Origin of the sequence: Chryseobacterium oranimense (assembly GCF_900129755.1) — a bacterium.
GTDB lineage: Bacteria > Bacteroidota > Bacteroidia > Flavobacteriales > Weeksellaceae > Chryseobacterium > Chryseobacterium oranimense.
On sequence record NZ_FQWT01000001.1, the window covers coordinates 243,829 to 269,034 of the forward strand.

Consider the following 25,206-nt stretch of genomic DNA (forward strand, 5'->3'; position numbering starts at 1 on the left):
CTAACTTATATGATTTATTTACCTCCATGCTCAACAGGCTGCTTACTTCTCAGTTTAAATAAATAGTATAATACGGTACAAACATTTCACAACGGAACAAGTCCGGAAAAGCCGGGAGAAAAAGCAACTTTAGCCTCTTCTCCCGGCTTTATTATATTACAGTCTGGAATCACATTCTTCCAGAACTCCCTTTACATCATAAATAATCCCTTCTTCCTTTAAATAATGGCTCAGATCCATATCCATAAATTCTTTGTGTGCAACCGTAAGGATAATGGCATCGAATTTTTCGTCCGGAATTTCATTAACGACATTCAGATCATACTCATGCTTTACCTCTTCCGGTTTTGCCCATGGATCAAACGTTGTAACGTGTAAAGCGTAGTCCTCAAGCCCGTGAATCACGTCTACAGCTTTGGTATTCCTTACATCAGGACAGTTTTCTTTAAAGGTAATCCCCAGGTTTAAAACTCTCGCCCCATTGATCGTGATTTTCTTCTTGATCATGGTTTTTACCAGCTGGGAAGCCACATACTGCCCCATAGAATCATTAAGACGGCGTCCTGCCAGAATAATTTCCGGGTGATATCCGTTTTCCTGAGCTTTCTGTGCCAGGTAATAAGGATCCACACCTATACAATGCCCGCCTACAAGTCCCGGTTTGAAAGGAAGGAAATTCCATTTCGTTCCTGCAGCTTCCAATACCGCATGGGTATCAATATCTAATAGATTGAAAATTTTGGCCAGCTCATTCACAAAAGCGATATTAATATCCCTCTGTGAGTTTTCAATAACCTTGGCAGCCTCTGCAACCTTGATGGTCGGAGCCAAATGGGTTCCTGCAACGATCACAGATTTATACAGGTTATTTACAACTTCTCCTATTTCCGGTGTAGAACCTGAAGTCACCTTCAGAATCTTCTCTACCGTATGCTCTTTATCTCCCGGATTGATACGTTCCGGCGAATATCCCGCGAAAAAGTCTTCATTGAATTTCAATCCTGAAACTTTTTCCAGAACAGGAATACATTCTTCTTCAGTAACGCCCGGATACACGGTGGATTCATAAATCACGATATCTCCTTTGGATAATACTTTTGCTACCGTTTCCGAAGATTTATATAATGGAGTCAGGTCAGGACGGTTATGCTTGTCAACCGGAGTAGGAACCGTAACAATGTAAATATTTGCATCCTGAATATCCCTGATATCTGCCGAGCAGTACAATCCGTTTTCAGAAGGCTGATTAAAAGGATTTTCCTGCTTTAATACAGCTTGTAATATTTCATTTTCCACTTCCAGAGTATTATCTACTCCTTTATTCAGCTCCTCAATCCTTCCCTGATTGATATCGAAACCTACCACCGGATACTGGGTTGCAAATAATCGTGCTAAAGGCAGACCTACATATCCTAAACCGATAACGGCAATTTTATATTGTTTTTCCACAAAAAGTCTATTTAAACTTGTTTATTTTAAATTTTCCCAATACCAGCTGATGGCTTCTTTCAAACCTTTCTCTATGGTATGGGTTGGCTGATACCCTAATAATTTTTCTGCTTTTTCCACTGATGCCAGAGAATGCGGGATATCTCCCACACGGTTCGGCCCGTAAATAACTTCTACATCGGCAATCTTCTCGTCGAATTCGCTTAGATAGGTCTTAAGGTATCCGATCAGGCTGTTCAGAGTTGTACGGTCTCCTACGGCTGTATTATACACGGTATTCACCGCTTCAGGATTATCCGTAAGCATTGCACGCTCGTTCATCTGAATCACATTATCGATATAGGTAAAATCACGTGAATAATCTCCTGTTCCGTTAATTGTAGGAGATTCGTGGTTGATCAGCTGCTTCACAAACAAAGGAATCACAGCGGCATAAGCTCCGTTCGGATCCTGTCTGCGTCCAAATACATTGAAATACCTCAGACCAATACATTCTATTCCGTAAGTTTTTCCAAATACATCAGCATACAGCTCATTCACATATTTGGTAATGGCATAGGGTGATAACGGCTTCCCGATCACGTCCTCCACTTTAGGCAATGATGCCGAATCTCCATAGGTAGAAGATGATGCTGCATATACAAAACGCTTTACTTTAGCATCACGTGCGGCAATCAGCATGTTCAAAAAGCCGGAAACATTCACATCGTTACTCGTAGCAGGATCTTTGATAGACCTTGGAACCGAACCCAATGCTGCCTGATGCAAAACGTAATCTACATTTTCCACCGCTTTCCGACAAACTTCCAAATCACGGATATCCCCTTCAATGAGCTTATAGTTCGGATTTTCCAGAAAAGGCTCAATATTATGACGGTGTCCTGTTGCAAAATTGTCCAGGCAAACAACATAATGTCCTTTATTTAAAAAATACTCCGTTAAGTTAGAGCCGATAAAGCCCGCTCCGCCTGTAATTAAAATTTTATGCATTTCTATGATTTAAAAATTTTCTTCCACCAGCTATTTTTATCCTTGGTCTGGCTATATCCATAACCGTAGCTATAGTTGTATCCATATCCTCCTGCCCGTCTTGAAACATCATTGATGACAAAAGATACATTAGAAAGTTTAGAATCCCTCACCAGATCGTTGGCGAAATCTATCAGTATATTTTTTGATATTCCTGATCTTACCACATATAATGTTGCATCTGCCGTATCTGCAATGCTCAGGGTATCTGAAACCAGCATCAATGGTGCAGAGTCAATAATAATATAAGCATACCTGGCTGACATCTGCTCAATAAGCTTTTGGTAACGGCCATTGGAAAGCAGCTCCTGTGGATTTGGAGGAATAGTTCCGGCATAGATAACGTCACATGAAGGGTTGGTGGTTGAAGTATGAACAAGATCTTCCACATTTACCGAATCATCATATAAGAACTCTGTAAGACCTTTTCTTTTTACCGGTTCACTGTCGTATCTCTGGATCTGGGGATTACGGATATCCGAACCAATCAGAAGGGCTCTTCCGTTTTTATTTGCTATCGTGAGAGCAAGGTTAACGGATACCAGGGTTTTTCCCTCTCCTTTTACAGAAGAAGTTACCATGATTACTTTAGCCGAATCTTTAGCCGGAAGAACAAATTTAAGGTTTGAAACCAGAACCCTGAACGCTTCTGCCAACTCAGAAAAGTCGTTTTTCTGCACCAGATGGTTTTCATTGTCCTTAAGTGACGGAATATCTACCAGCACGCCCAGTCGGGAACGTTCTTTGATGTCGTCTCTGCTGTAAATTTTGTCATCCAAAAGGAACAACAGATAGAAAATGGCAAAAGGAATTAAAATTCCCAGGAAAAAAGCACCTGGAAAAATAATATCTTTTTTAGGAGATACTGCTGCGTCTTCAGTAAATGCCGGGTTAACAATTTTAGCTTTCGGAACATCTACAGACAGATTAATTGCATTTTCCTCTCTTTTCTGAAGAAGGAATAAGAAAAGCTGTTCTTTAAGATTCTGCTGACGTTCAATTCCCCTGTATACTTTAGATTGTCCGGGAACTTTTTCTATAACACTATTGTTTGTTGTGATTTGATTTTGAAGCTGGGAGATCCCTGTCTGTACGGTTTGTTTCTGCTCACGGATATTATCACGGATAACATCTTTTAAAGAAGCAATTTCCCTGTTCATTTCTATAACAGCCGGGTTTTCATTCGTAGCCTGCTTCAGGGTTTTATTTCTGCTGATAACAAGTAAATTATACTGAGAAATCGTTTGCTCCAGTGAAGGATTAAGCCCCAGGTTTGAAGGCATAAGCTGGTTGTTACTTTTGGAAGCTTCCGCCGACAGCGAATTCAGAAGATCCAGCTGAGCCTGCTGCTGAAGAAGTGCCTTGGTGTTTTCGCTGGTATTCTGCAAGGCCAGCTCTGCCTGAGCCTGTAAATCAACAATACGGTTGCGGTTCTGGAAATCTTCTTTCTGGTTTTCTACTCCGGAAAGGTCTTTGGTGATTACTTCCAGCCTTTTATCGATAAATTCCTGGGTATTCTGAGCCTGAAGGTTTTTATCTCTCTGCCCGTCCAGGTTATATTGTTTGGTAACTTCGTTAAGAATAGCTTCGGATTTTTCAGGAAGAGTTCCTATCAGGCTGATGTCCATTAGCATAGCCTTTTCATCCGGCAGATTTACCTGAATTGTTTTTTCAAGTTTTTTTACTTTTTCAATAGGGTTCCAGAAGATAATTTTATACTCCGATTTTGCAGCAATTGGAGAGTTTCTCTGAAGAATCACTGTTCCGAAATCCAATCTTACAGGAACATTGAAGCTTCCTGTGAATTCCTTTTTTTTATCGTTTTGAAGGGTAAACTGGTCACCCTTTATTTCTGTAATGGTATAAGCGGCCGATACAAACTTTTCTTTGGTATAGTCTAATATCTTTGCCGTAATAGGTACTTTGGAAAAGAGCTGTGAATCTTTGATCTCCCCCGCACTATAGTATTCTACATTCAGATTAAGGTTTTTCACCACCTGCATAAGGATGGGCCTCGAATTCACAACAGCAGCTTCACTTTTCAGCTCATCTGAATTGCCCAGTCCTATTCCCAGGTTATCGAGATCTGCTAACGCTGAAGAAAGATCGTTCTGTTTTTTATCAAATTTAAGCGTGGTTTTGGACTGGTATTTAGGCACACTATACCTCAGATAGATATAAGCACCTGATAAAAAGATCAAAATAGAGGCAATAAACCACGGCCATTTATAGAGGTATTTGGAAATGGTTTTTCTGATGTTCAATTTTTCCTCTTTAGCCTGAAATTCTGTCTGCTGCATATTTTATCGTCTTGTTAAAGCAATAATAAGTGTACCCGCAGTGAGCAAAGCACCAATAATCTGGAATGTAAGTGCCCTGTTCGGGTTGGAATTCGCCTGCACCTGCTTGTTTTTATCCGGCTGTACGTACAATATGTCATTTTGCTTCATATAATAGTACGGCGAGCTTACGATATCCGACCTGGTAAGATCAATATTAACCACCTGATCAGCCCCATCCTCTCCTGTGCGGATAAGCTTCACGTTTGTTCGGTCTCCAAAATCCGTCATATCACCTGCAAGACCAAGCGCCTGGAAAACATTAATTTTTTGGGAAACACTAACTTTTTGCCCCGGTTCTTTCACTTCGCCCAAAACACTTACGTTGAAATTTTTCAGGCTAATGGACACCATGGGATCTGTAAGATATCTTTTAAGACGGGTTTCCAGCTCCTGTTTAAGCTGTACCTGCGTCATTCCCTTAGTATATATGTTTCCTAATACCGGAAAAGATATGTATCCCTCTTCATTCACCAGATATTCACTTGGCTGTACATACTGGTTGATTCCTGTATTAGTATCGCTTCCTACCTTATTGGCTGTATTAAGGTTGAATGGTTTTACTGCAATTTCATCAAGTGCAGAAACCAGGATAAGGAGAACATCTCCTTCCTGAATATGTAAACCCTGAAACTTTGCCCTGGACACTTCCTCTTCCATATTATCCTTCGACATGTATACCATATTCTGTTTGGGCTTACACGATAGTAAAACAACTGATAACAGGATTAGATACGTAATAATAGTTTTATTCATATGTTTTTTTAATCTATTGTTTTAACGCTCAGGTTATTAGAATTTATCATATATGGAGCGTACTACGAATATTTTTATTTATTATTTAAATCTCACGTATACGTGAAAATCTATGACGTGCTCTATTATTTAAAGATTAATTCTTTTCGTAGCAATTTTCGTTCCGATTAAAAGAAATCAGCAAAAATATTTGATTATTTTTATTTCTTTTTTTACATAATTAAAACTATGTTACTGACACACTTCATGTTCCGGTGTTTTATCCAAAATTTCAAATTCTGAATTATTGCTTATAAATTCCGGAACAATTACTTTTAAAATTTTCACGACCTGCAAACTGTCCTTTTTTATAGCCGAACGCATAATCTGCTTACATAAAATCTCGATATCTTCAAACTCCATCAAAGGATCCCTTGAGATCATTATTTTTTCATGATGGGTTGGAATAGTTGTGGAGTTATCTGTTAACAGCTCTTCATACAGTTTTTCACCCGGCCTTAAACCGATAAACTCTATCTTTATATCTACATCCGGTGTATACCCGGACAGCTTTATCATTCTTTTGGCCAGATCCAGAATTTTAACCGGTTTTCCCATATCAAAAACATAGATCTCACCTCCTTTTCCCATGGTTCCGGCCTGAAGCACCAATTCGCAGGCTTCGGGAATGGTCATAAAGTAACGGATGATATCTGGATGGGTAATGGTAACCGGACCTCCTTTTTCGATTTGTTTTTTGAAATGCGGGATAACAGAACCGTTGGACCCCAATACATTTCCAAAACGGGTTGTGATAAATTTCGTAATGTTTCCCGGAGAGTTTTGTAAAGACTGTACAAAAAGCTCAGCCGCCCTCTTGGAAGCTCCCATTACGTTAGTAGGGTTCACAGCCTTATCTGTAGACACCATCACAAAACAGTCCACGTTATATTGTTTGGACAGTAAAGCTAGATTTTTAGTTCCTCCTATATTAACAAAGATGGCTTCATGAGGATTATCCTCTATTAAAGGAACGTGCTTATAAGCTGCAGCGTGGTAAACTGTTGAAAACCGGTACTGCTCAAATAAACTTTCAAGCCTGTAATGGTTTGATATGTCTGCTAATACAAATTTGAAGTTTTGACCGGGAAACTTTTCCAGCAGCTCCAGTTTAAGCTCATACAAAGGAGATTCAGCCTGATCCACCACTACAATAAGCGATGCTCCCAACCGGGCAACCTGCCTCACAATCTCACTTCCTATAGACCCTGCTCCCCCGGTTATCAGAATACTTTTACCGGAATGGGTGCTTTTCACCTCTTCACTTTCTATTTTTATAGGTCTGCGTTCCAGCAGATCTTCAATCTGAAGCGGGCGAATACTTCCTACAAGACCCTCTTCCGTAACTTTGCTAATATCAGACGCTTTCAGTACTTTCAATCCCTTATCCAAAGCAAGATTGATCCATTCTTCCATTTTTGGCCTGCTCATCGTCTCCCTGATTAAAACCGCATCAAAACGGCTGGCCAGATGATCATTTTTAAGAAGTTCTTTTTTATTATATACCTTATGACCTAAAAGCATTGCCTTTTTAGAATCCGACCTGGCACTAAAGAAGCCTGCCAACCTATAGGCATGCCCGGGACTGTGGATAATAGCATTAGCCACCGACACAGATTCATCTTCTACCCCAGCAACAGCTACCCTTAATCCAGAAAAACCATTCCCAGCCCCCATAAACACTTTATAAATCTTCTTGGTAACCATTCTGAAAAAGAACATCAGAAAAACAGAAATGAAGAAAAATAAAAAAAGTGCCGGATACAGATAGACAGGCTTCCCTAAAGTCACGTGCGATATATAGCTTAATCCCAGCAATACCAGAAGAGTACTGCCTGAAGACCATAAAATCCTGAAAAAATCAAAAAAGGTGGAGTATCTTATAATTCCCGCATATGTTTTGAAAAGAAGCATAAACAGAACATTAACAAGAATAACCACAAAGATTTTCTCATTGGAATATTCAGTAAAATTAATTTTTACATGCAGGTTGATTAAGAATAAATACGTGGTTAGTACCGAAAAAGAAACAATTGAGATATCAATAAAAAAAACCAGCCACCTAGGTATATATCTTAATTCTTTGATTTTAAAAACATTCACCATACTACAAAAGACCTAAAACGTTATTTTTTTTGCTTAATTCAACATTTGGTGGTTTTTAATTTTGAGCAAATATAATTAATTATTAATGATATTTTTAAACAATATTTACTATTTTACATATAATACATTATAAATATTACAATATAATTAATCTTTAAATATTTATATTTCATTGCATTACAATAGCTTTAGCTTCAAAACCATATAACAAATACGGATAATATTTAACATTTTTTTAATAGTAATTGCAATGCCATCATGCCGTGAAAAGTAAAATAACAGATAGTGAAAAATTTTATATAATTCAAAAACAAAAGAGGCACTTTTGCATTAAACAACAGCACCTCTTTTTTACAGTTTTCCGCAAAAGATCCGGAACAGCTACCTTCTCATCTTTGCTTTTTAATTCTAATATAGATTTGTTTCAGACTTGTTCACCTATAGAAATAGAACCGAAAAGGTAAAGTATCAGCATTTCAAAAAAGATTAATTACGGATGGAAAACAGTTTAATGCATAAAGGAATAAGACCTAGTGACACTGCCATAAAAATCGCTACTCTGATATAATTAAGAAATTGCCATTTTGATATTCTGTCAGCAATATGATCGGCAAAAGAAGACTGATCTGCCATTTTTTGAAAATCTATAATATTGGGGGCAAAATACATTAAAGTCCAAACCCGCACCATGAAATGGATAAAGAACAATATGACCAGCCAGTTTCTGACCGGATCAATTTTCCAGCAGAAAATAATGGCCAGAATAAATGCAACCTCATGAATTGAATGAAATATTATCCAAAACGTTTTTAAATTCATTCCCTGGCCATCTGACAAGATATTCAGGCTTTGAGGCGGGGAAGCAGACCATTTAGGAACAAAAACAAGAGTTTCAAAAATTTGTGCCCCATTGATAAAAAAATAAATGACGATGGTTATACAAAGCCAGAGCTCAGCCCTGTGTAAATAATTGACTGTTATATTTTCCATGATTATTAATTTTGGTTATTTTTTTAAAGTTTCTGTAAAGTCCTTCATTACATTTGCTGCCAGAAGAAAATAACGCTCGATCACCTGTATTTCTTCTTCAGAAAAACTGCTGATAACAGGGGTTGTTCTCTCTTGCAGATCATTGAAGAATGGCTGAAGAAGCTTCATGCTATTCTCAAAATCAGGAACTATAATTATCTTCCGCCTATCATCTTTAGTCAGCTTCCTATGCAATAATCCTTTTGCTTCCAGACGATCCAGAAGCCCTGTTACCGCTCCTTTCGTTAATCCTGTCAGGTTCGAAACCTCACCTGCCGTCAGTTCTTTATGCTGCAGGATTAGCCCCAGATATTTGTGGTCAGAACCCATTAACCCAGCTTTTCTGGCAATAGTCTCATGCATAAGAACGGAAGCATCCGAATACATTCTGCTTGCAATCCTAAAACGCTCCAGCAATTTATCTAAATTATTGTTCATTTACTAAATAGTTTAGTTACAAAACTAAATATATTTTATCACATATAAAAATTTCTGATAAAATAGAATTGGGATAAGCGTTAAAATCTAGAAGCAATTTAGAATAAAGAATATTGTTTGTTAAATTTTATTTGAATAAACGTTTAACCAAAATTAACAACTCCATCAAACTGAATTAACAATTTGTTCATATTAAAATATATTATTATATATAAAATATTGAATATCAAATGTTTATAGTTTTATATAAAAAATCGCCAAAATTACATTTTTTTCTCAAACCACCAAAAAAACTCCCCTATTGTTTTTTGTATATTTTATAGAATACTTTTGTACCGAAAAATATAAAAATGAAAAGGTCATCCATAAAAGATATTGCAAAACTGGCAGGAGTTTCCGTAGCCACAGTATCTTATGTTCTCAACCGAAAGGAAGGACAGCGAATCAGCGAGGAGACCCGGAAAAAAATTTTCGAAATTGCTGAAACGATTAACTATACTCCCAATAAGATTGCAAAAAGTCTGAAAACCAATAAAACAAAGTTGCTGGGGCTTATTGTTGCAGACATCTCCAATGATTTCTATTCTCATATGGCAAGAAATCTGGAAGATAAAGCTTTAAAACTGGGCTATACTCTAATTATCGGCAGCTCTGATGAAAATGCAGAAAAATTTGAAAAACTTACTGAGCTTTTTTCACAGCAGCAGGTAGACGGGATGATCGTTGCCCCCGTAGCAGGATCGGAAAAGACACTTGAAAACCTTATTCATATTAAATATCCTGTGGTTACTATTGACCGATATCTTAAAGGAGTGGCTGTTCCTGGAATTACCATAGATAATCAGGAAATAGCAGAGAGTACTACCAGTCTGCTTCTTAATAAAGGTTTTGATAAAATGATCTATGTAGGCTACGAAACCGAACTTCCACACCTGCTGGACCGCCAGTATGGTTTTGAAAAAACGGTAAGCTCTTCCAAAAATGCAGTTGAAATACAATATCTGCTGGTAGGATTGGAAAATATCGCGCAGGAAGTACATTTACAGCTTGAAAAGATGGTTGGGAAAACCCCTGAAAATACAGCTTTATATTTTTCCAGCAATAAACTTGCAGTAGCAGGGCTTTCCTACCTCGTTAAAAATAATATAAAAGTTCCTGAGCGGGTCTCAGTACTGGCATTCGATGAAACTGATGCCTATAATCTCTTCCCTACCGAGATTACCTATATCCAGCAGCCAATAGAAGAAATGGCCGAAGAAGCAATTAAGCTACTGGATGGACAAATCAACAATTATGTGCCAACCGGAAAAAGAGTAACATTATCCGCAAAATTGGTTTCTAAAGCATCTTTAAAATAATCAACTTTAAACATAAAACATTTTTTTTAAATATTAACTTAAACGTTTAACCTAATATGATAACAAATAAATCAAACTACGTGGTGTGCTTCGGAGAAGTTCTGTGGGACATCTTCCCTACCGGTTCCAGAGCTGGTGGTGCGCCATTTAATGTTGCCTACAATCTTTTCAAAATGGGAATCGATACCAAAATGCTAAGCCGGATAGGAAATGATGAATTAGGACACCGTCTTCTTAATCAGATTCAGGATTGGGGAATAACCACAGATTTTATACAGATAGATCAGGAAAAGGCCACAGGAACTGTCATTGCTGATTTTGATGAGCATGGAGAAGCTGTATATGACATTGTAAAGGATGTTGCCTGGGATTATATCCAACCTTTGCCGGAGCACAAGGAACTGATCCGGAATTCAGAAGCATTCGTTTTTGGAAGTCTGATCACAAGAAGTGAAGCATCTCAGAATACTCTGCTGGAACTCTTGGAATATTCAAAATTCAAAGTTTTTGATGTTAACTTCCGACCTCCTTTTATTGATTTTGAATTCATTAAAAAATTATTACATAAAGCTGATCTTGTTAAAATGAATAAGGCAGAGCTCAGAACAATTCTAGAATATCTCGGTGAAGAATATATTGACGAAGATACCAGCATCAGACATCTCCAGACTTATTTTAATCTGAATGAAATTGTCCTTACCAAAGGAAGTAAAGGCGCCAGATATTTTGTGGGAGACACTGCCTATAATTTTCCGGCGGTTCATATTGAAATTGCAGACACGGTGGGTAGCGGAGATTCTTTTCTGGCCGGGTTCCTGTCTAAAAGAATTCAGGGAAGATCTCCGGAAGAGATCATGAAACAGGCCACGTCATTAGGTGCTTTTATCACTTCTAAATCTGGGGCATGCCCTGATTATACTTATGAAGAATTCAGAGCATTCAGAGAAAAAAACAGCTGTAAAACCTCTTAAAAAAACATACGATATGAATACTCCAAAATTTACAGATAAGAAATATTATATCATCCTGTCTTTTGTTACCTCTCTATTCTTTTTCTGGGCCATTGCGCTCACCATGGGTGATGTCCTGAACAAGCATTTTCAGAACGTTCTTCACATCTCAAAGTCCAAATCAGGGCTGGTGCAGCTTTCCATTTTTGGAGCTTATGCATTGATGGGCATTCCGGCAGGTCTGTTTATGAAAAGATTTGGTTATAAATTGGGGGTCATTCTGGGGCTTTCATTGTTTGCACTGGGAGCCTTTCTGTTTATTCCGGCCGCCGACACATCCTCATTTAACTTTTTCAGACTGGCTCTTTTTGTTCTGGCAATGGGAATGGCAACCCTTGAAACGGTAGCCCACCCTTTTGTAGCCGCTTTAGGGGATGAAAGAACAAGTGATCAGAGGGTTAATTTTGCACAGTCTTTTAATGGTCTGGGAGCCATAATCGGCCCTTTGCTTGGAGGATATTTCATTTTCGGAACTCCTGATTCCGGATCTGGCTCCCTGGATTCCGTAAAAAGTCTTTATACATGGATTGGGATTGTCATTCTCGCGATTACCATTATTTTCAGCTTTATCAGAGTGCCGGACCTTAAAGATCCTCATGCGGAAGATATCATCATTTCAGAAAATGAAAAAGGAGAAGATGTTTCCGTATCAGATCCTCATGCACCACTTTACAAACAGAGACATTTTATATTTGCCGTTATTGCCCAGTTTTTCAATATTGCCGCACAGGGTGGAACATGGGCTTATTTTATCAATTACGGTGTCGAAAAAATGCATCTTCCGGAAATACAGGCTTCCTATTATTTTTCTTTAAGTATGGCGATGATGATGATCGGAAGATTTATCGGAACCTTCCTGATGAGATTCATCGCTCCCAACAAACTGCTGGCTATCTTTACAGCTTGTAATATTGTTCTGTGCCTGATTATTTCCCAGAGTTTCGGATGGGTATCATTTATCAGTCTTATTTTACTTAACCTGTTCCTGAGTGTAATGTATCCTACCATCTTCAGTCTTGGACTTAAAAGATTAGGGTCAAAAGTTCAGCAGGCTTCCTCATTCCTGGTTATGGCGATGTTTGGAGGTGCTGTTTTCCCTCCGATCATGGGTAGAATTGCAGAAAAAGACATTGCCCATGCCTACCTCCTTCCTATTCTCTGCTATGTCGTTATTTTATTATTTGCATTAAAATTCTACAAGCCCAAAACACTTAAATAATCCCTATGAAAACAAAGCTTTTATTAGCCTGGTGCATTTTACTTATATGCGCCGGCAGGGGAATTAATGCCCAGATCGTAATCACCAACAAAAAATTTTCCTTTGGTACAACCGGGAGAATCGGAGCTGTTTATTCTCCGAATGCCGATGGAAAAACAGGAAGACAGCTGAATCTGAACAATCAGGGATCTTTAGGAGGCAGAATGGATCAGGGAGATTATGTTGACTTTTTACCGGCTTTCCATTTTAGTCCGGTGGTAAACGGTGACAGTACAAAAAGTACAAAGATCGATATGCAGGCGAGGCTGAGCTTTTATTCAGGAGGAACTTTCCTGGGAAATGTAGATTCAAAATCCAATCAGGGGATGATTGTGGCCTTACCTGAAGCCTTTGTAGAAGCAAGAAATATTATGGGAAGTGACTGGGATGTCTGGGCAGGATCAAGATGGCTGAGATATGATGACATTCACATTGCAGATTACTTTTATTTTGATGACCATTCCGCAACTGGTTGGGGACTAAGACATAAAAACACAAGGTTTTCAATGTTTTTCCCGGCAGCTATTGATACTGCAGCCAGCAACTCAACTCCTTATTCTTACACCAATGTGATCAGCGGATCAAAAAATCTGATCTACAGACAAAGAGAAGTTTTTGTCCTTGAGCAGACCCTTCCATTTAAAAATACAAAGCACAAGCTGAAATTACTGGCAGAGTTTCATCATGTAGAAAAATCAGGGAAAAATTCTGTAGAGCAATATCCATCGGATCAGGGCTGGGTTTTTGGAGCTAAATTAAATACAGATATTGCAACAAAAATTCCGGGTTCATTCAATCAGCTTTCTGTAAGATACGGAACCGGAATCGCCAATGGAGGTGATAATGGTAATACACAGACCTGGCGAACCTACGGAGCTCCTGATGAGGTCACAAAAACATATAAAGGAGCTTACTCTTTTACGGTTGTTGAACATTTCCTCTGGAATATTTCAAACCGGTGGTCGCTTAATCCCTATGCCGTTTTCACCAAAAGTAAGGGAGGATCAACCAGTACTGATAAAGCGCTGGATTACTATAACCGTGAAATTTTCAACAGGAAAACAGAATTTAATACGGGAATCAGAGCCACTTATTATTTAAACAACTGGTTTCATATTCTTTCCGAATTTCACTATGCAACGAGAAAAAACGGAACGCAGGATGCAGCATCGATGATGAAACTGGTTTTAGCTCCCACCATTGTTCCTACGGCGGAAAGAAGTGTCTGGGCCAGACCGCACATTCGTTTTATTGCAGAAGTATCAAGGTATAATGATGAGGCTATGAACAGTCTTTACTCACCGTTTTTACAGCAGTCTGGAGCCAAAAGATATGGGACCTATTTCGGAGTACGGACAGAATGGTGGATTTTTTAAATTAAAATAAAGAAATATGATGAATATAAAATTAGGGGCTTCCCTACTCTCCTGGATCACTCCGCTATGGAATGCAGAATCAGGAAAATATGCGATAGAAAAAACTGCACAGGCCGGGTTTGATCTTATAGAAATACTGTTACCCGGATCAATGGATTTTGATGCATCCACGGTAAAAAAACAATTGAAAGACAACCATCTGGAAGCTGTCTGTTCGCTGAATCTTCCAAAAGATGCTCATATTGCGTTTGAGCCTGAAGCTGCGGAAAAGCTTATCAAAAAAGCCATCGATAAAGTATATGAACTGGAAACCAATCTTCTGGCTGGTGTCTTGCATGGCGGAATCGGTGTTTTTACAGGAAAACCAATTACAGAAAATGAAAAAGAAATCATTGCTGATGTATGGTCTAATTTGGCAGATTACGCCCAAACCAGAAGTATAGATATCGCCATAGAACCTATCAACCGCTATGAATCCTATGTCTGCAATAGGGCTGAAAATGTACTGGAACTTATAAAAAAAACAGGTAAAAATAATCTCTTCCTTCACCTTGATACCTTCCATATGAATATCGAGGAAGATAATTTTTATGACCCGATTATCAAATCCGGAAAAATGCTGAAGCACATTCATGTGACAGAATCTCACCGGGGCATGCTGGGAGAAGGGACCATCAATTGGGAAGAGTTTTTCTCTGCATTGAAAAAAATCAATTTTGAAGGAAACCTGGTTCTTGAAAATTTCAGCTCTTCAATTCCGGGAATGCAGGAAAAGGTTTCATTATGGCAGAAATCACCTTATGATGCTCAAACATTGGCAGAAGGAAGTCTTGCCTTTTTAAAGAAGCATCTCAGCTGATAAAATTATCTGTTATATTAATCTGAAACTTATGGAAAGCGGAAATTGTCCGCTTTTCACCGATTGATTCTGCCCGTTCGCCGAAAATACATATTGTTTTCCAAGATTATGGCTGACCTTTACATCAGAAAAAGGCAATAATGCTCAACTAAAATCTTATTATTATGAAAACAAAAATCGGAATTACAGAAAAAAACACGGAAGCTGTTGCAGAACAATTAGCAAAACTATTAGCAGATGAAACGCTGCTTTACATTAAAACAAGAAATGCCCACTGGAACGTAACCGGAGATAACTTCCATGCCAATCACATTTTCTTTGAAGAACAATACAAACAGCTGGATGAACTGATAGACAGCGTTGCAGAAAGGATGCGTAAAATCGGGCATTATGCACCGGCGACTATGAAAATCTATTTGGAACTGACTCATTTAACGGAATACAGTGAAAGAACAAACGATGGTTTGGGATATATGAAAGACTTGTTAAGTGATCATGAAAGCATTATCGAATTTCTTCGTGGAAATATCACTCCATTTGCAGAAAAATACAAAGATTACGGTACCAGCGATTTTATTACAGGCCTGATGGAAACCCATGAAGAAATGGCATGGATGATCCGTTCCTATTTCAGATAACACAATATAAAAAAGTTATAATTATCTTTGTGTAAACCATAAACAACTATACCTATGAAAGCCTTAATCGTGGATGATAATGATATTGCAAGAACAACATTAGCCCACCTCGCGAAACAGGTTCCGGATCTTTCCATTGTCAGCGAGTTTTCCAATGCTATAGAAGCTTATCATTATCTTCAGTCCAATTCAGTCGATCTGATATTTCTCGATATTGAAATGCCGGAAATGACAGGGATTGAGCTCACGAAAACCCTTTCCGGTAAAGAGACCATCATCATTTTCACAACCTCAAAAAAGGAATATGCACTGGAAGCCTTTGAACTCAATATTGCAGATTATCTTCTTAAGCCCATTATGCCGGTAAGATTTCTGCAGGCAGTAAGCAAGGCACAGACGATTCTTGAAAGCAGAAAAGAAAATGTGGAAATCACAAGAGATGAGTTTCTTTTTGTAAGGGATTCCAATATTACAAGGCGCTTAAAACTGGATGATATTTTCTATGCTGAGGCCATGGGTGATTATGTAAAGTTTTATACCAAAGAAAAGATGTTTGCCATTCACGGTAAAATGAAAACTGCTGAAGAACGTCTTCCTAAAGATCATTTTATAAGAGTCCATCGTTCTTATATTGTTTCTGTAGGCAAAATTGATACTCTTCAGGACGGTGGTATTATGATCAACGGTAAATTCATTCCCGTAGCAGATGCATACAGGAAAGCACTTAATACAAGAATGAATGTCTTTTAGCGGTTACAGGCAATCAAACATTTGAATTCGGCTTGATTTAAGCCAGTGAACAGTTCCGGGTCCGTCTTGACTTTTTACCGGTATTTTATCTTAAAATCAGACCGTTAATTATGAAAAATATATCATCAGTAATGGATAACAAGCGATTCAGCTATTTTATTATCCTGACATTTATTGCGGGCTCACTCCTGTTGATAGCTGTTCAGCTCAATTCTGCAGGAAATACCAAAGCGCTGATTCAGAATAACAATACTTTGCTGAGCGAATTACGTTCCAGCAATCATTTAAGGGAAATTGACCGTGATATTCTTGGAGTGGAAAGCAGAATAAGAGCTTCTATTGCAACGAATGACACCACGCATCTCGAAGGCATTGATCAAAAAATCAGTCAGATCGAAAATTTCCTGGATTCTCTGTCCAAAGACAATGTAAATGCGGAAGAAGAAAAACTGATCCACCGGCTAAGCGTTCTTGCCATGGAAAAGAAGACAACCAAAGACAAGCTATTGCATCGTTATATCACTTTGGGAAATATGGACGACAATACCTCCATTGCCAATCCTCGTGCAAGGAATATTTCCAATGAGATCACCAGAATCACGGCTAAAATATACGAAAGCAGAAAGCTGAATATGGTTGAACTCAGCCAGAGAAGTGAAGAAATGGGACAAAAAGCAAGATTTTACGACATCTCAATACTGATCTTACTGATTTTGGGCGGTTCTGTTGTTGGATATCACATTCTTCGGCAGTTTAAACGTCAGAGATTACTCATAAGCGAACTTGATATTGCCGAGAAAAAAGCATTGGTGGCGGCACAAACCAAAGAAAATTTCCTTGCCAATATGAGCCATGAAATCAGAACTCCCTTAAGCGGAATTCTCGGGTTTACCAATTTGCTGCAAAAACGTCCGCTGGATGAAACTTCAGCAGAATTTGTCTCTTCAATACAGCGTTCCGGGGAAAACCTGATGGCCATCATCAATGATATTCTTGATTTATCCAAAATAGAAGCAGGAATGATGCGCATTACCCCTGGAATTTTCAGCATCAACGGTCTGGTTAATTCCGTAGAAACATTTTTTACCGAACGGGCCAAAGAAAAAGGACTTACCATCTCCAGTACCATTGATCCTTCCATTCCTGACACATTGGTAGGAGACGCTACAAGACTGACACAGATTTTAGTTAACCTGATCGGAAATGCCATAAAATTTACCCACCAGGGAAATATTTCTGTTGAAATCTACAGTAAACAGCAAACAGATAAGAAAGCCGTTCTCGGATTCAGGATTTCAGATACAGGAATTGGAATTGACAAAGAAAAGCTTACTGAAATATTCGAAAGATTCAATCAGGGAGAAGACTCAACGACAAGAAATTACGGAGGAACAGGATTAGGTTTATCCATTGTAAAAAGCTTAATTCTCCTGCAGAACGGAAACATTGAAGTAAGCAGTGAACCGGGGAAAGGAACTACCTTTCATTTCTACATTCCTTACGGAGTTGCTGAGGAACAGCTTACTGTGCTGCCAACTGCTGATCCGCATTATTTTAAGGATAAATCCAACACACCTCTGAAAGTTCTGGTAGTTGATGATAATGTGATCAATCAAAGCCTGATGAAACATCTGCTTTCCCAGTGGAATATTGATTTTCATATTGCATCGAACGGTCTTGAAGCAGTAAGTTATCTTAAAAGCAATGCATGCGATCTGGTTTTAATGGATATACAGATGCCTCACATGGACGGATATGCAGCTACCCAGAAAATCCGGGAAGAACTCAGACTGGATATTCCGATCATCGCAATGACCGCCCATGCCCTGGCAGGCGAAAGAGAAAGATGCCTGAGCCGTGGGATGAACGAATATATTTCCAAGCCTGTCAATGAAGAAGAGCTGTTTACACTGATTTCAAAATTCGGAATTAAAGAAAAAAAGAAACCAGATAAGAAAACTGAAATACCATCAACTGATTACCATTATATCAATCTCACTTATATGCAGACGGTGAGCGGCGGCGACAAAAGTTTCGAAAAAATGGTCACGCAACAGTTTATTGAGAACATTCCCAATCATCTACAGAAACTGATAGTGGCTTACGAAAACAAAGATTTTCAGGAGGTGAAACTGTGGGCTCATGATCTGAAATCCAGTATTGCCATTATGGGATTACATCCTCTTTTAAAAGAAAAACTCGATATTCTTGAAACAGCATCAGAAGGAAACCCTGATCTGCAAAAAATACTGACAGAAGTACAGAAAGTTCTGTCAGAAGCGGTTTCCGAAGCTGAAGCATTTTCAAAAACAATTTAAAAAAAGAAAAAATGAATTTATTTTCACCCATACACATTCGCAATCTTACCCTAAAGAACAGGATTGTATTATCTCCTATGCAGCAATACAGTGCTAAAAACGGAGTTCCCGGCAACTGGCATCTCGTCCACCTCGGAAGCAGGGCTGTTGGCGGCGCAGGATTAATTCTTACCGAATGTACAGCCGTTTCAGAAGAAGGTCTGGCTACATTATCTGATGTAGGAATCTGGAATGACGAACAGAAAAATGCATGGAAAAACATCGTGAATTTTGTACATGAACAGGATGCTAAAATAGGAATTCAACTTTGGCATGCAGGAGGAAAAGGAAGCCTGAAACATCCCAATGAAAGAATGAAACCCCTCACTCCGGAAGAAGGGGGCTGGACTGTAAAATCCTCCTCAGCTCATGAGTTCAACGGAGTTTTTGCAGAAGAACTCACCATTGATGAGATACAGGAACTGAAGACGAAATTCGTTAAAGCAGCTCTTCGTGCCGTTGAAACAGGTTTTGATACCATTGAACTTCACGCAGGCCATGGTTATTTATTCCATCAGTTTTATTCCGCAGTAATCAATAAAAGACAGGATGAATATGGCGGAAGTTTTGAGAACAGAATCCGTTTTCTTGTAGAAACCGTTCAGGAAATCAGGAAAGTTATTCCTGCTGAAATGCCTCTGTTCGTAAGAATTTCTGCAGTTGACTATATAGAATCGGATGAAGCCTGGACTTTGGAAGACAGCATTAAACTTTCAGAAATCCTTAAAGAAAATGGTGTAGATTTCATTACAGCATCCGGCGGAGGATTTACCAATGTAAGCAAGGATAAAGTATTTCCGGGATATCAGGTTCCTTTTGCAAAAGCCATTAAAGAACAGACCGGGATTTTAACAGGAGCTGTGGGAATGATTACGGAAGCAGAACAGGCCAATGATATTATTGTCAAAGGAGATGCAGATCTGGTAATCATTGCCCGGGAACATCTGAGAGATCCTTATTTTGCTATTCATTCTGCCAAGGCATTAGGTATTGAAACAGAAATTCCGTGGCAGTATAAAAGAGCGTATTAAATTAACCAGTAAAAAATCAGTTATGGAAAATCAGGGTGCCTCAGTAGTCATTACCCATCATATTCTGGATGGAAAACAATCACAATATGAAAAATGGCTGGACGAAATTATTCCTGTCACCAGGCATTCGGAAGGCTTTATTGATCTTCAGATTATTCGTCCTATTCCCGATCTGACTTTTGTGTACACTGTCATTATCCGGTTTGATACGATTAACCATCTTAAAAGCTGGATGGAATCGGATAACCGGAAAAAACTCATTGAGAAAGCCAATCCGCTGTTCAGAAAAAACGACCATTACCAGATCAGATCAGGGCTTGATTTTCTTTTTACTACAGAAAATGAAGGGAATAAAGTTCCGGTACGCTGGAAACAGTTTCTGGCAACCTGGTCTGCCATTTATCCGCTGTCTGTACTTATTCCTGCTTTGATCATTCCTTTTTTACGGTTTTTACATATTCCGCCCAATCATTATTCCGACGGATTCATCAATTCCGGGATCATTGTTTTTCTAATGGTGTTTGCTGTGATGCCCAATTATACCAAACTGATTAAAAAATGGCTATATAAATAACTCTATTTAAAAATTATCCATTATCAATCACTGTAACCCACAGTGATTTTTTGTTTTCAGGAACCCCACCCTGTTACTATTTGAACATCACCAGCTTATTCAACGATACTTTTCGCCTGTTGACCGAACAGCATTTAAAATTAAAACAACCGGTTTGTAGCTTTACATCATCAATAACATAACAATCAAAATCAACAACTATGGAAATCTTACAAACTCCCGAAAACGCACTATCTCACTCAAGCGTAAGTGCCATCATCCATGCACCCATTGAAAAAGTGAATATCGCAGACTGGCTGCTTAATCTGCCGGACGCCGAATACCAGCGCTGCTCTACCCAGCATATCGGAGCTGCTATTTCTGTTACTTTTGATGGTAAGCCGGTATCCTTAAATGTAGAAACCATTGGGGATGCACTGATGGTACAGCATTATGTTGCAGATCTTCACCGTCCTGATTACTGCCGCATGCTTTCCATCTCTGATTCAATTACAAGAAACGGACGTACAAAAGTTCAGGTTCTGTGGGAGCTGAAAGTGACAAAGATTGACGAAAACACCTGTCTTTACACCAATGAAATTCACGCGACAGCTACTCCAGAAATGTTTGAATATTTGAAAGAACATGGGATCAACCTTGCAGATGCTGCCGCATCCAGACAGGCTGCTTCTGACGCCCACAATCATGAAGAAACACCAAACTTTGCAAAAAGTATTGAAAATAAAGCACTGACAGGGCAATATAACCAGCCTTTTTAAAAAAGTGGCAAGCCCTTCATATCCTCAACGACTCATTTTGCCTTTTCACCGAATAATATAAAAAAAAGGCAAGATTTCGGGATAGCTTTACCATAACAAAAACAAAGAGCATTAATCACTAAAAATAATACTATGAATCCTTCATCATTAAGTTTCAGATACGAATTAGAAAAAAAAGAACCGCGTACCAGTGACGGTGGTACAACAAGAGGTGCTTCCGTAAAAGAATTCCCTGCTTCTGTAGGTATTGCCGGAGTTTCCATGAGATTACAGCCCGGAAGCATGAGAGAACTTCACTGGCATGCCAATGCCGCAGAATGGGCTTATATGATTTCAGGAACGGTACGTACAACGATTATCCATCCGGACGGACGAAGTTATACTGATAATTTTGAACCTGGTGACGTGTGGTATTTCCCGAAAGGTTACGGACATTCCATTCAGGCTACCGGAACAGAGGAATGTCATTTCATTCTGATTTTTGACAACGGTAATTTTTCGGAAGACCATACCTTCAGCGTTACAGATTTTGTGTCAAGTATGCCTCCTGAAATCGTTGCACAGAATTTAGGACTAAGCCTTGAAGAAGTAGCAGAACTCCCTCAGAAAGAAGTTTACTTTGCAGCAGGAGTTGTTCCGGACGAACTCTCGGTGAATGCCGCAGCCCGTCCTGAGGAATCTGATATTGAGCTGACAAGCCTTCACCGCTATCCTCTGCATTCCCAACAGCCAAGAATCATTCCCGGGGGTGGTCTTCAGAGATTGGTTACCCGTAAAGAATTTCCGATCAGCACCACAATGGCCGGTTCTGTATTGGAACTTCAGCCTGGAGCTTTAAGAGAAATGCACTGGCATCCGAATGCGGATGAGTGGCAGTATTTTATATCCGGACAGGCAGAAATGTCGGTATTCCTGGCAGAAGGAGTTTCTGTTACAGAACAGTTCAATGCCGGTGATGTAGGCTATGTCCCTATGGGAGCTGGACATTATATCAAAAATACAGGAGATACGGTCTGTAAAGTATTGATCGGATTTAATAGCGGCACCTACGAATCCATTGATATCAGCGAATGGCTGGCAGGAAACCCTAAAGATGTGGTCATTACGAATTTCGGGCTGAAGGAAGGAGAAATAGAAAAATTTCCGGAAAAGAAAGTATTCATCAAACCTGGAAAATAACTCCTGTGCTTCCGGAAACAAAAATCCTGCTTCCTGACAAGACCGTCAGAACACGGGAGAAACTGGCAGTATTCCTTGCTTTTATCGCAGGATATACAGATGCTACAGGGCTGATACAATGGAAAACCTACGTTTCTTTTATGAGTGGCAATACAACCCAGTTAGGTGCAGCAGTTTTCAGTGAAAAATATGGTGTTATCATCAGTTCTGTCATTGTAATCAGCTTTTTTCTGGCGGGGATTTATACAGGAACGTGTCTATCATTATCAAAGAAGTTCAGAAGTACAAAGATGATCTTCTACACAGTTTCCGGCATCATGATCCTTTACAGTATCACTGATTATTATGAGCATATTGCCAATGAAGTGTCTATAGCTGTTATCGGTTTCTCAATGGGTCTTATGAACACCATTGTCACTTCGGTAGGTAACCAAAAGATCAACACCGATTTTGTGACAGGAACTTTAAACAGCCTCGCAAGAACAGCTGCTCTTTTTGTCATGAGTGATCACGCAGAGGAGCGGAAGGAATACAAAATAAATATTTTTCATTTGTTATTCTTATGGATGGGCTTTCTCTCCGGTGCTTCAGCAGCTCCTTTCCTGCTCTTTTATTCAGGAAACTGGACACTGATCTTTCCGGCAGCCTTACTGCTCATCTGTGCATTCACAATACCAATTCCAACATTTAAAAACTAATCCTATGCTACAAAAAAATATGGTTGCGCCTGATTTTACATTATTTGCAACCCCGGATCAGAAGATTACCTTATCCGAATTCAGAGGACGAAACGTTATCCTTGCATTTTACCCGGCAGACTGGAGCCCGGTGTGCAGTGACCAGATGGCATTGTACAATGAAATGTTGAAGTATTTCAAAAAATATGATGCGGAGATTTTCGGAATTTCCGTAGACAGCAAATGGTGCCATCTGGCATTTTCACAATCCAGAAATCTACACTTTCCACTGCTTGCAGACTTTGAAGCCAAAGGAGAAACAGCCAGGAAATATGGTGTTTACAATGACGAAGAAGGAGAATGCAACAGAGCCCTTTTTGTCATCAATAAAGACGGTCTCATCGAATGGAGCTATCTCTCTCCCACCGCCATCAATCCTGGCGCAGACGGAATTTTAGAAGCATTAGAAAACCTTAACACGAAATAATTATGTCACTTAAACCATCAGTCAGCAATGCTGACCACACTCAAGGCAACTCAGGTGCCAGCTTAGTCATTGTAGAATACGGGGATTATCAGTGTCCTTACTGCGGAGCAGCCTATCCGGTTCTTAAAGAGTTAATGAAGGAATTCGGAGGTCAGATCAGATTTGTATTCAGAAATTTTCCGCTGTCAGAAATGCATCAGTATGCAAGAACGGCAGCACTGGCAGCAGAAGCAGCAGCTTTGCAGGGAAAATTCTGGGAAATGCATGATGCTATTTATGAAAATCAGGAATATCTGAATGCTGATCTTCCTTTAAAGCTTGCAGAAAAACTGGGATTAAATATTCCCCAATTCAAAGCTGATATTCATAAGCAGGAATTAGCAGAAAAGGTAGACTCGGACTTTGAAAGCGGTATCATCAGCGGAGTGAACGGAACTCCTTCTTTTTTCATCAATGGAAATAAATTCAATGGTGGCGCCGAAGACCTTTTTCAGTTGGTACGTGAAAATACTGCCTATTAATCAGAAAAATATTTAAACAAAATCAATTTAACATTAAAAATAAACAACAATGAGCACATTAACATTAAAAGACGGAACAGAAATTTTTTACAAAGATCAAGGACAGGGGCCTGTATTGATGTTTCACCACGGATGGCCTTTATCATCAGACGATTGGGATGCACAAGTGATTTTCTTTTTACAGAAAGGCTACAGAGTGGTTACCCACGACAGAAGAGGTCACGGGCGTTCCAGCCAGAATATTTATAATCATACTATTGAACAGTATGCTTCTGATGCTGCAGAACTGGTTGAATTCCTTGATCTGAAAGATGTTATACACATCGGGCACTCAACAGGAGGTGGTGAAGTGATCCGTTATGTTAACAAATATTCTAATGGAAGAGCTAAAAAAGCGGTTCTGATCAGTGCTATTCCACCGGTAATGGTGAAAAGTGAAAACAATCCTGACGGTGTTCCTATGGAAGTTTTCGACAACATCAGGGAACAGACGATGAACAACAGAAACCAGTTTTATTATGATCTTACTTTCCCTTTCTATGGCTACAACAGAGAAGGTGCCAACGTAAAAGACGGAGTACAGAGAAACTGGTGGAGACAGGGACTGATGGGTGGAATTGTTGCCCATTATGACGGGATCAAAGCTTTTTCAGAAACAGATTTAACCGAAGACTTAAAAGCTGTTGACATTCCGGTTTTGGTAATGCATGGCGAAGATGACCAGATCGTTCCTATTGCCAATGCTGCATTAAAATCAATTAAATTATTAAAGAACGGAAAATTGATCACGTATCCTGGTTTCCCTCATGGAATGCCGACTACAGAACATGAGACGATCAACAAAGACCTTTTGGAATTCATCAGATCCTAAATACTGATTATTTTAAAAATATTAAAGATGAACCTTAAGGGTTCATCTTTAATATTCAGAATGGCATAATACATTGAAAATTGGTTCTTATTCAGCCTTTATTTTCGAAAGATCAAGCCCTAGTTTTGTAAATTCCTCTGTTCCTTTATCTGTAATGTAATATTGCCGGTCGGCAGGATTATCCTTGGCAATCCAGCCCTTCTCTACAAATTGTTCCAGCAGGAGCTGCCCTAATTTTCCTCCAATATGCTCATAGCAGGGTTTGGCGGGTTTTCTTACGGTTGACTTGTTCATATTCTTATATTTAATCGTGTTTC

Annotated in this window: 24 protein-coding genes; 16 read left to right on the forward strand and 8 right to left on the reverse strand. The window is 39.1% G+C overall.

All coding sequences use genetic code 11. The annotated features are described in order from the left end of the window. Nucleotides 1-156 precede the first annotated feature (156 nt). The 7 genes from BUB03_RS01195 to BUB03_RS01225 form a co-directional block, all read right to left on the reverse strand. On the reverse strand, nucleotides 157-1,449 hold the full coding sequence (locus BUB03_RS01195; protein WP_073059673.1) for a nucleotide sugar dehydrogenase: 1,293 nt from the start codon (nucleotides 1,447-1,449) through the stop codon (nucleotides 157-159). Nucleotides 1,450-1,470: 21 nt separating this feature from the next. Then, nucleotides 1,471-2,439, reverse strand: coding sequence for an SDR family oxidoreductase (locus BUB03_RS01200; RefSeq protein WP_073059674.1), 969 nt, complete (start codon nucleotides 2,437-2,439; stop codon nucleotides 1,471-1,473). A gap of 2 nt (nucleotides 2,440-2,441) precedes the next feature. After that, nucleotides 2,442-4,778: a GumC family protein gene (locus tag BUB03_RS01205; RefSeq protein ID WP_073059676.1), complete on the reverse strand. Its 2,337-nt coding sequence runs from the start codon at nucleotides 4,776-4,778 to the stop codon at nucleotides 2,442-2,444. A gap of 3 nt (nucleotides 4,779-4,781) precedes the next feature. Beyond that, a complete protein-coding gene (locus BUB03_RS01210) occupies nucleotides 4,782-5,492 on the reverse strand; it encodes a polysaccharide biosynthesis/export family protein (protein ID WP_228374799.1) in 711 nt (236 codons plus the stop codon). Nucleotides 5,493-5,804: 312 nt separating this feature from the next. Further along, complete coding sequence (locus tag BUB03_RS01215; protein ID WP_073059679.1) at nucleotides 5,805-7,718, reverse strand: polysaccharide biosynthesis protein; 1,914 nt, start codon at nucleotides 7,716-7,718, stop codon at nucleotides 5,805-5,807. 486 nt (nucleotides 7,719-8,204) lie between these two features. Beyond that, complete coding sequence (locus BUB03_RS01220) at nucleotides 8,205-8,708, reverse strand: transposase (protein WP_073059680.1); 504 nt, start codon at nucleotides 8,706-8,708, stop codon at nucleotides 8,205-8,207. A 15-nt stretch (nucleotides 8,709-8,723) separates the two neighbouring features. Next, nucleotides 8,724-9,185 carry a MarR family winged helix-turn-helix transcriptional regulator gene (locus tag BUB03_RS01225; RefSeq protein WP_040994595.1) on the reverse strand — a complete coding sequence of 154 codons (462 nt, stop codon included), beginning with the start codon at nucleotides 9,183-9,185 and terminating at the stop codon, nucleotides 8,724-8,726. A 350-nt stretch (nucleotides 9,186-9,535) separates the two neighbouring features. On the opposite strand from BUB03_RS01225, the gene BUB03_RS01230 reads away from it, so the two are divergent. The 16 genes from BUB03_RS01230 (at nucleotide 9,536) to BUB03_RS01305 (ending at nucleotide 24,889) form a co-directional block, all read left to right on the forward strand. Next, nucleotides 9,536-10,543: a LacI family DNA-binding transcriptional regulator gene (locus tag BUB03_RS01230; RefSeq protein WP_073059682.1), complete on the forward strand. Its 1,008-nt coding sequence runs from the start codon at nucleotides 9,536-9,538 to the stop codon at nucleotides 10,541-10,543. 56 nt (nucleotides 10,544-10,599) lie between these two features. Continuing rightward, entirely contained in the window at nucleotides 10,600-11,514 is a 915-nt protein-coding gene (locus tag BUB03_RS01235; RefSeq protein ID WP_073059684.1) for a carbohydrate kinase family protein, read from the forward strand. 13 nt (nucleotides 11,515-11,527) lie between these two features. After that, nucleotides 11,528-12,772: a sugar MFS transporter gene (locus tag BUB03_RS01240; protein ID WP_073061226.1), complete on the forward strand. Its 1,245-nt coding sequence runs from the start codon at nucleotides 11,528-11,530 to the stop codon at nucleotides 12,770-12,772. Between the two features lie 5 nt (nucleotides 12,773-12,777). Continuing rightward, nucleotides 12,778-14,187, forward strand: coding sequence for a carbohydrate porin (locus BUB03_RS01245; RefSeq protein WP_073059685.1), 1,410 nt, complete (start codon nucleotides 12,778-12,780; stop codon nucleotides 14,185-14,187). Nucleotides 14,188-14,203: 16 nt separating this feature from the next. Continuing rightward, nucleotides 14,204-15,046: a sugar phosphate isomerase/epimerase family protein gene (locus tag BUB03_RS01250; protein ID WP_228417728.1), complete on the forward strand. Its 843-nt coding sequence runs from the start codon at nucleotides 14,204-14,206 to the stop codon at nucleotides 15,044-15,046. Nucleotides 15,047-15,210: 164 nt separating this feature from the next. Then, nucleotides 15,211-15,684, forward strand: a complete 474-nt coding sequence (locus BUB03_RS01255) for a Dps family protein (protein WP_002978775.1) — start codon at nucleotides 15,211-15,213, stop codon at nucleotides 15,682-15,684. A gap of 54 nt (nucleotides 15,685-15,738) precedes the next feature. Then, complete coding sequence (locus BUB03_RS01260; RefSeq protein ID WP_002978774.1) at nucleotides 15,739-16,434, forward strand: LytR/AlgR family response regulator transcription factor; 696 nt, start codon at nucleotides 15,739-15,741, stop codon at nucleotides 16,432-16,434. Between the two features lie 110 nt (nucleotides 16,435-16,544). Next, complete coding sequence (locus BUB03_RS01265; RefSeq protein ID WP_073059687.1) at nucleotides 16,545-18,752, forward strand: hybrid sensor histidine kinase/response regulator; 2,208 nt, start codon at nucleotides 16,545-16,547, stop codon at nucleotides 18,750-18,752. An 11-nt stretch (nucleotides 18,753-18,763) separates the two neighbouring features. Beyond that, nucleotides 18,764-19,822, forward strand: coding sequence for an NADH:flavin oxidoreductase/NADH oxidase (locus BUB03_RS01270; RefSeq protein WP_073059688.1), 1,059 nt, complete (start codon nucleotides 18,764-18,766; stop codon nucleotides 19,820-19,822). Nucleotides 19,823-19,844: 22 nt separating this feature from the next. Next, on the forward strand, nucleotides 19,845-20,396 hold the full coding sequence (locus BUB03_RS01275) for a putative antibiotic biosynthesis monooxygenase (RefSeq protein ID WP_073061231.1): 552 nt from the start codon (nucleotides 19,845-19,847) through the stop codon (nucleotides 20,394-20,396). 200 nt (nucleotides 20,397-20,596) lie between these two features. Beyond that, nucleotides 20,597-21,154, forward strand: coding sequence for a hypothetical protein (locus tag BUB03_RS01280; RefSeq protein ID WP_073059690.1), 558 nt, complete (start codon nucleotides 20,597-20,599; stop codon nucleotides 21,152-21,154). A gap of 132 nt (nucleotides 21,155-21,286) precedes the next feature. Next, complete coding sequence (locus BUB03_RS01285; protein WP_073059692.1) at nucleotides 21,287-22,333, forward strand: cupin domain-containing protein; 1,047 nt, start codon at nucleotides 21,287-21,289, stop codon at nucleotides 22,331-22,333. A gap of 5 nt (nucleotides 22,334-22,338) precedes the next feature. Beyond that, complete coding sequence (locus BUB03_RS01290) at nucleotides 22,339-23,031, forward strand: YoaK family protein (RefSeq protein ID WP_073059693.1); 693 nt, start codon at nucleotides 22,339-22,341, stop codon at nucleotides 23,029-23,031. Nucleotides 23,032-23,035: 4 nt separating this feature from the next. Continuing rightward, nucleotides 23,036-23,497: a redoxin domain-containing protein gene (locus tag BUB03_RS01295; RefSeq protein WP_073059694.1), complete on the forward strand. Its 462-nt coding sequence runs from the start codon at nucleotides 23,036-23,038 to the stop codon at nucleotides 23,495-23,497. Between the two features lie 2 nt (nucleotides 23,498-23,499). Beyond that, a complete protein-coding gene (locus BUB03_RS01300) occupies nucleotides 23,500-24,018 on the forward strand; it encodes a DsbA family protein (RefSeq protein ID WP_073059696.1) in 519 nt (172 codons plus the stop codon). A 49-nt stretch (nucleotides 24,019-24,067) separates the two neighbouring features. Next, nucleotides 24,068-24,889 carry an alpha/beta fold hydrolase gene (locus tag BUB03_RS01305; RefSeq protein WP_073059697.1) on the forward strand — a complete coding sequence of 274 codons (822 nt, stop codon included), beginning with the start codon at nucleotides 24,068-24,070 and terminating at the stop codon, nucleotides 24,887-24,889. Nucleotides 24,890-24,976: 87 nt separating this feature from the next. Here the strand turns inward: BUB03_RS01305 and BUB03_RS01310 are convergent, their stop codons facing one another. Beyond that, the gene (locus BUB03_RS01310; protein WP_073059698.1) at nucleotides 24,977-25,183 is read right to left on the reverse strand and encodes an ArsR family transcriptional regulator; all 207 of its coding nucleotides are present in this window, start codon (nucleotides 25,181-25,183) and stop codon (nucleotides 24,977-24,979) included. Nucleotides 25,184-25,206: the final 23 nt, after the last annotated feature.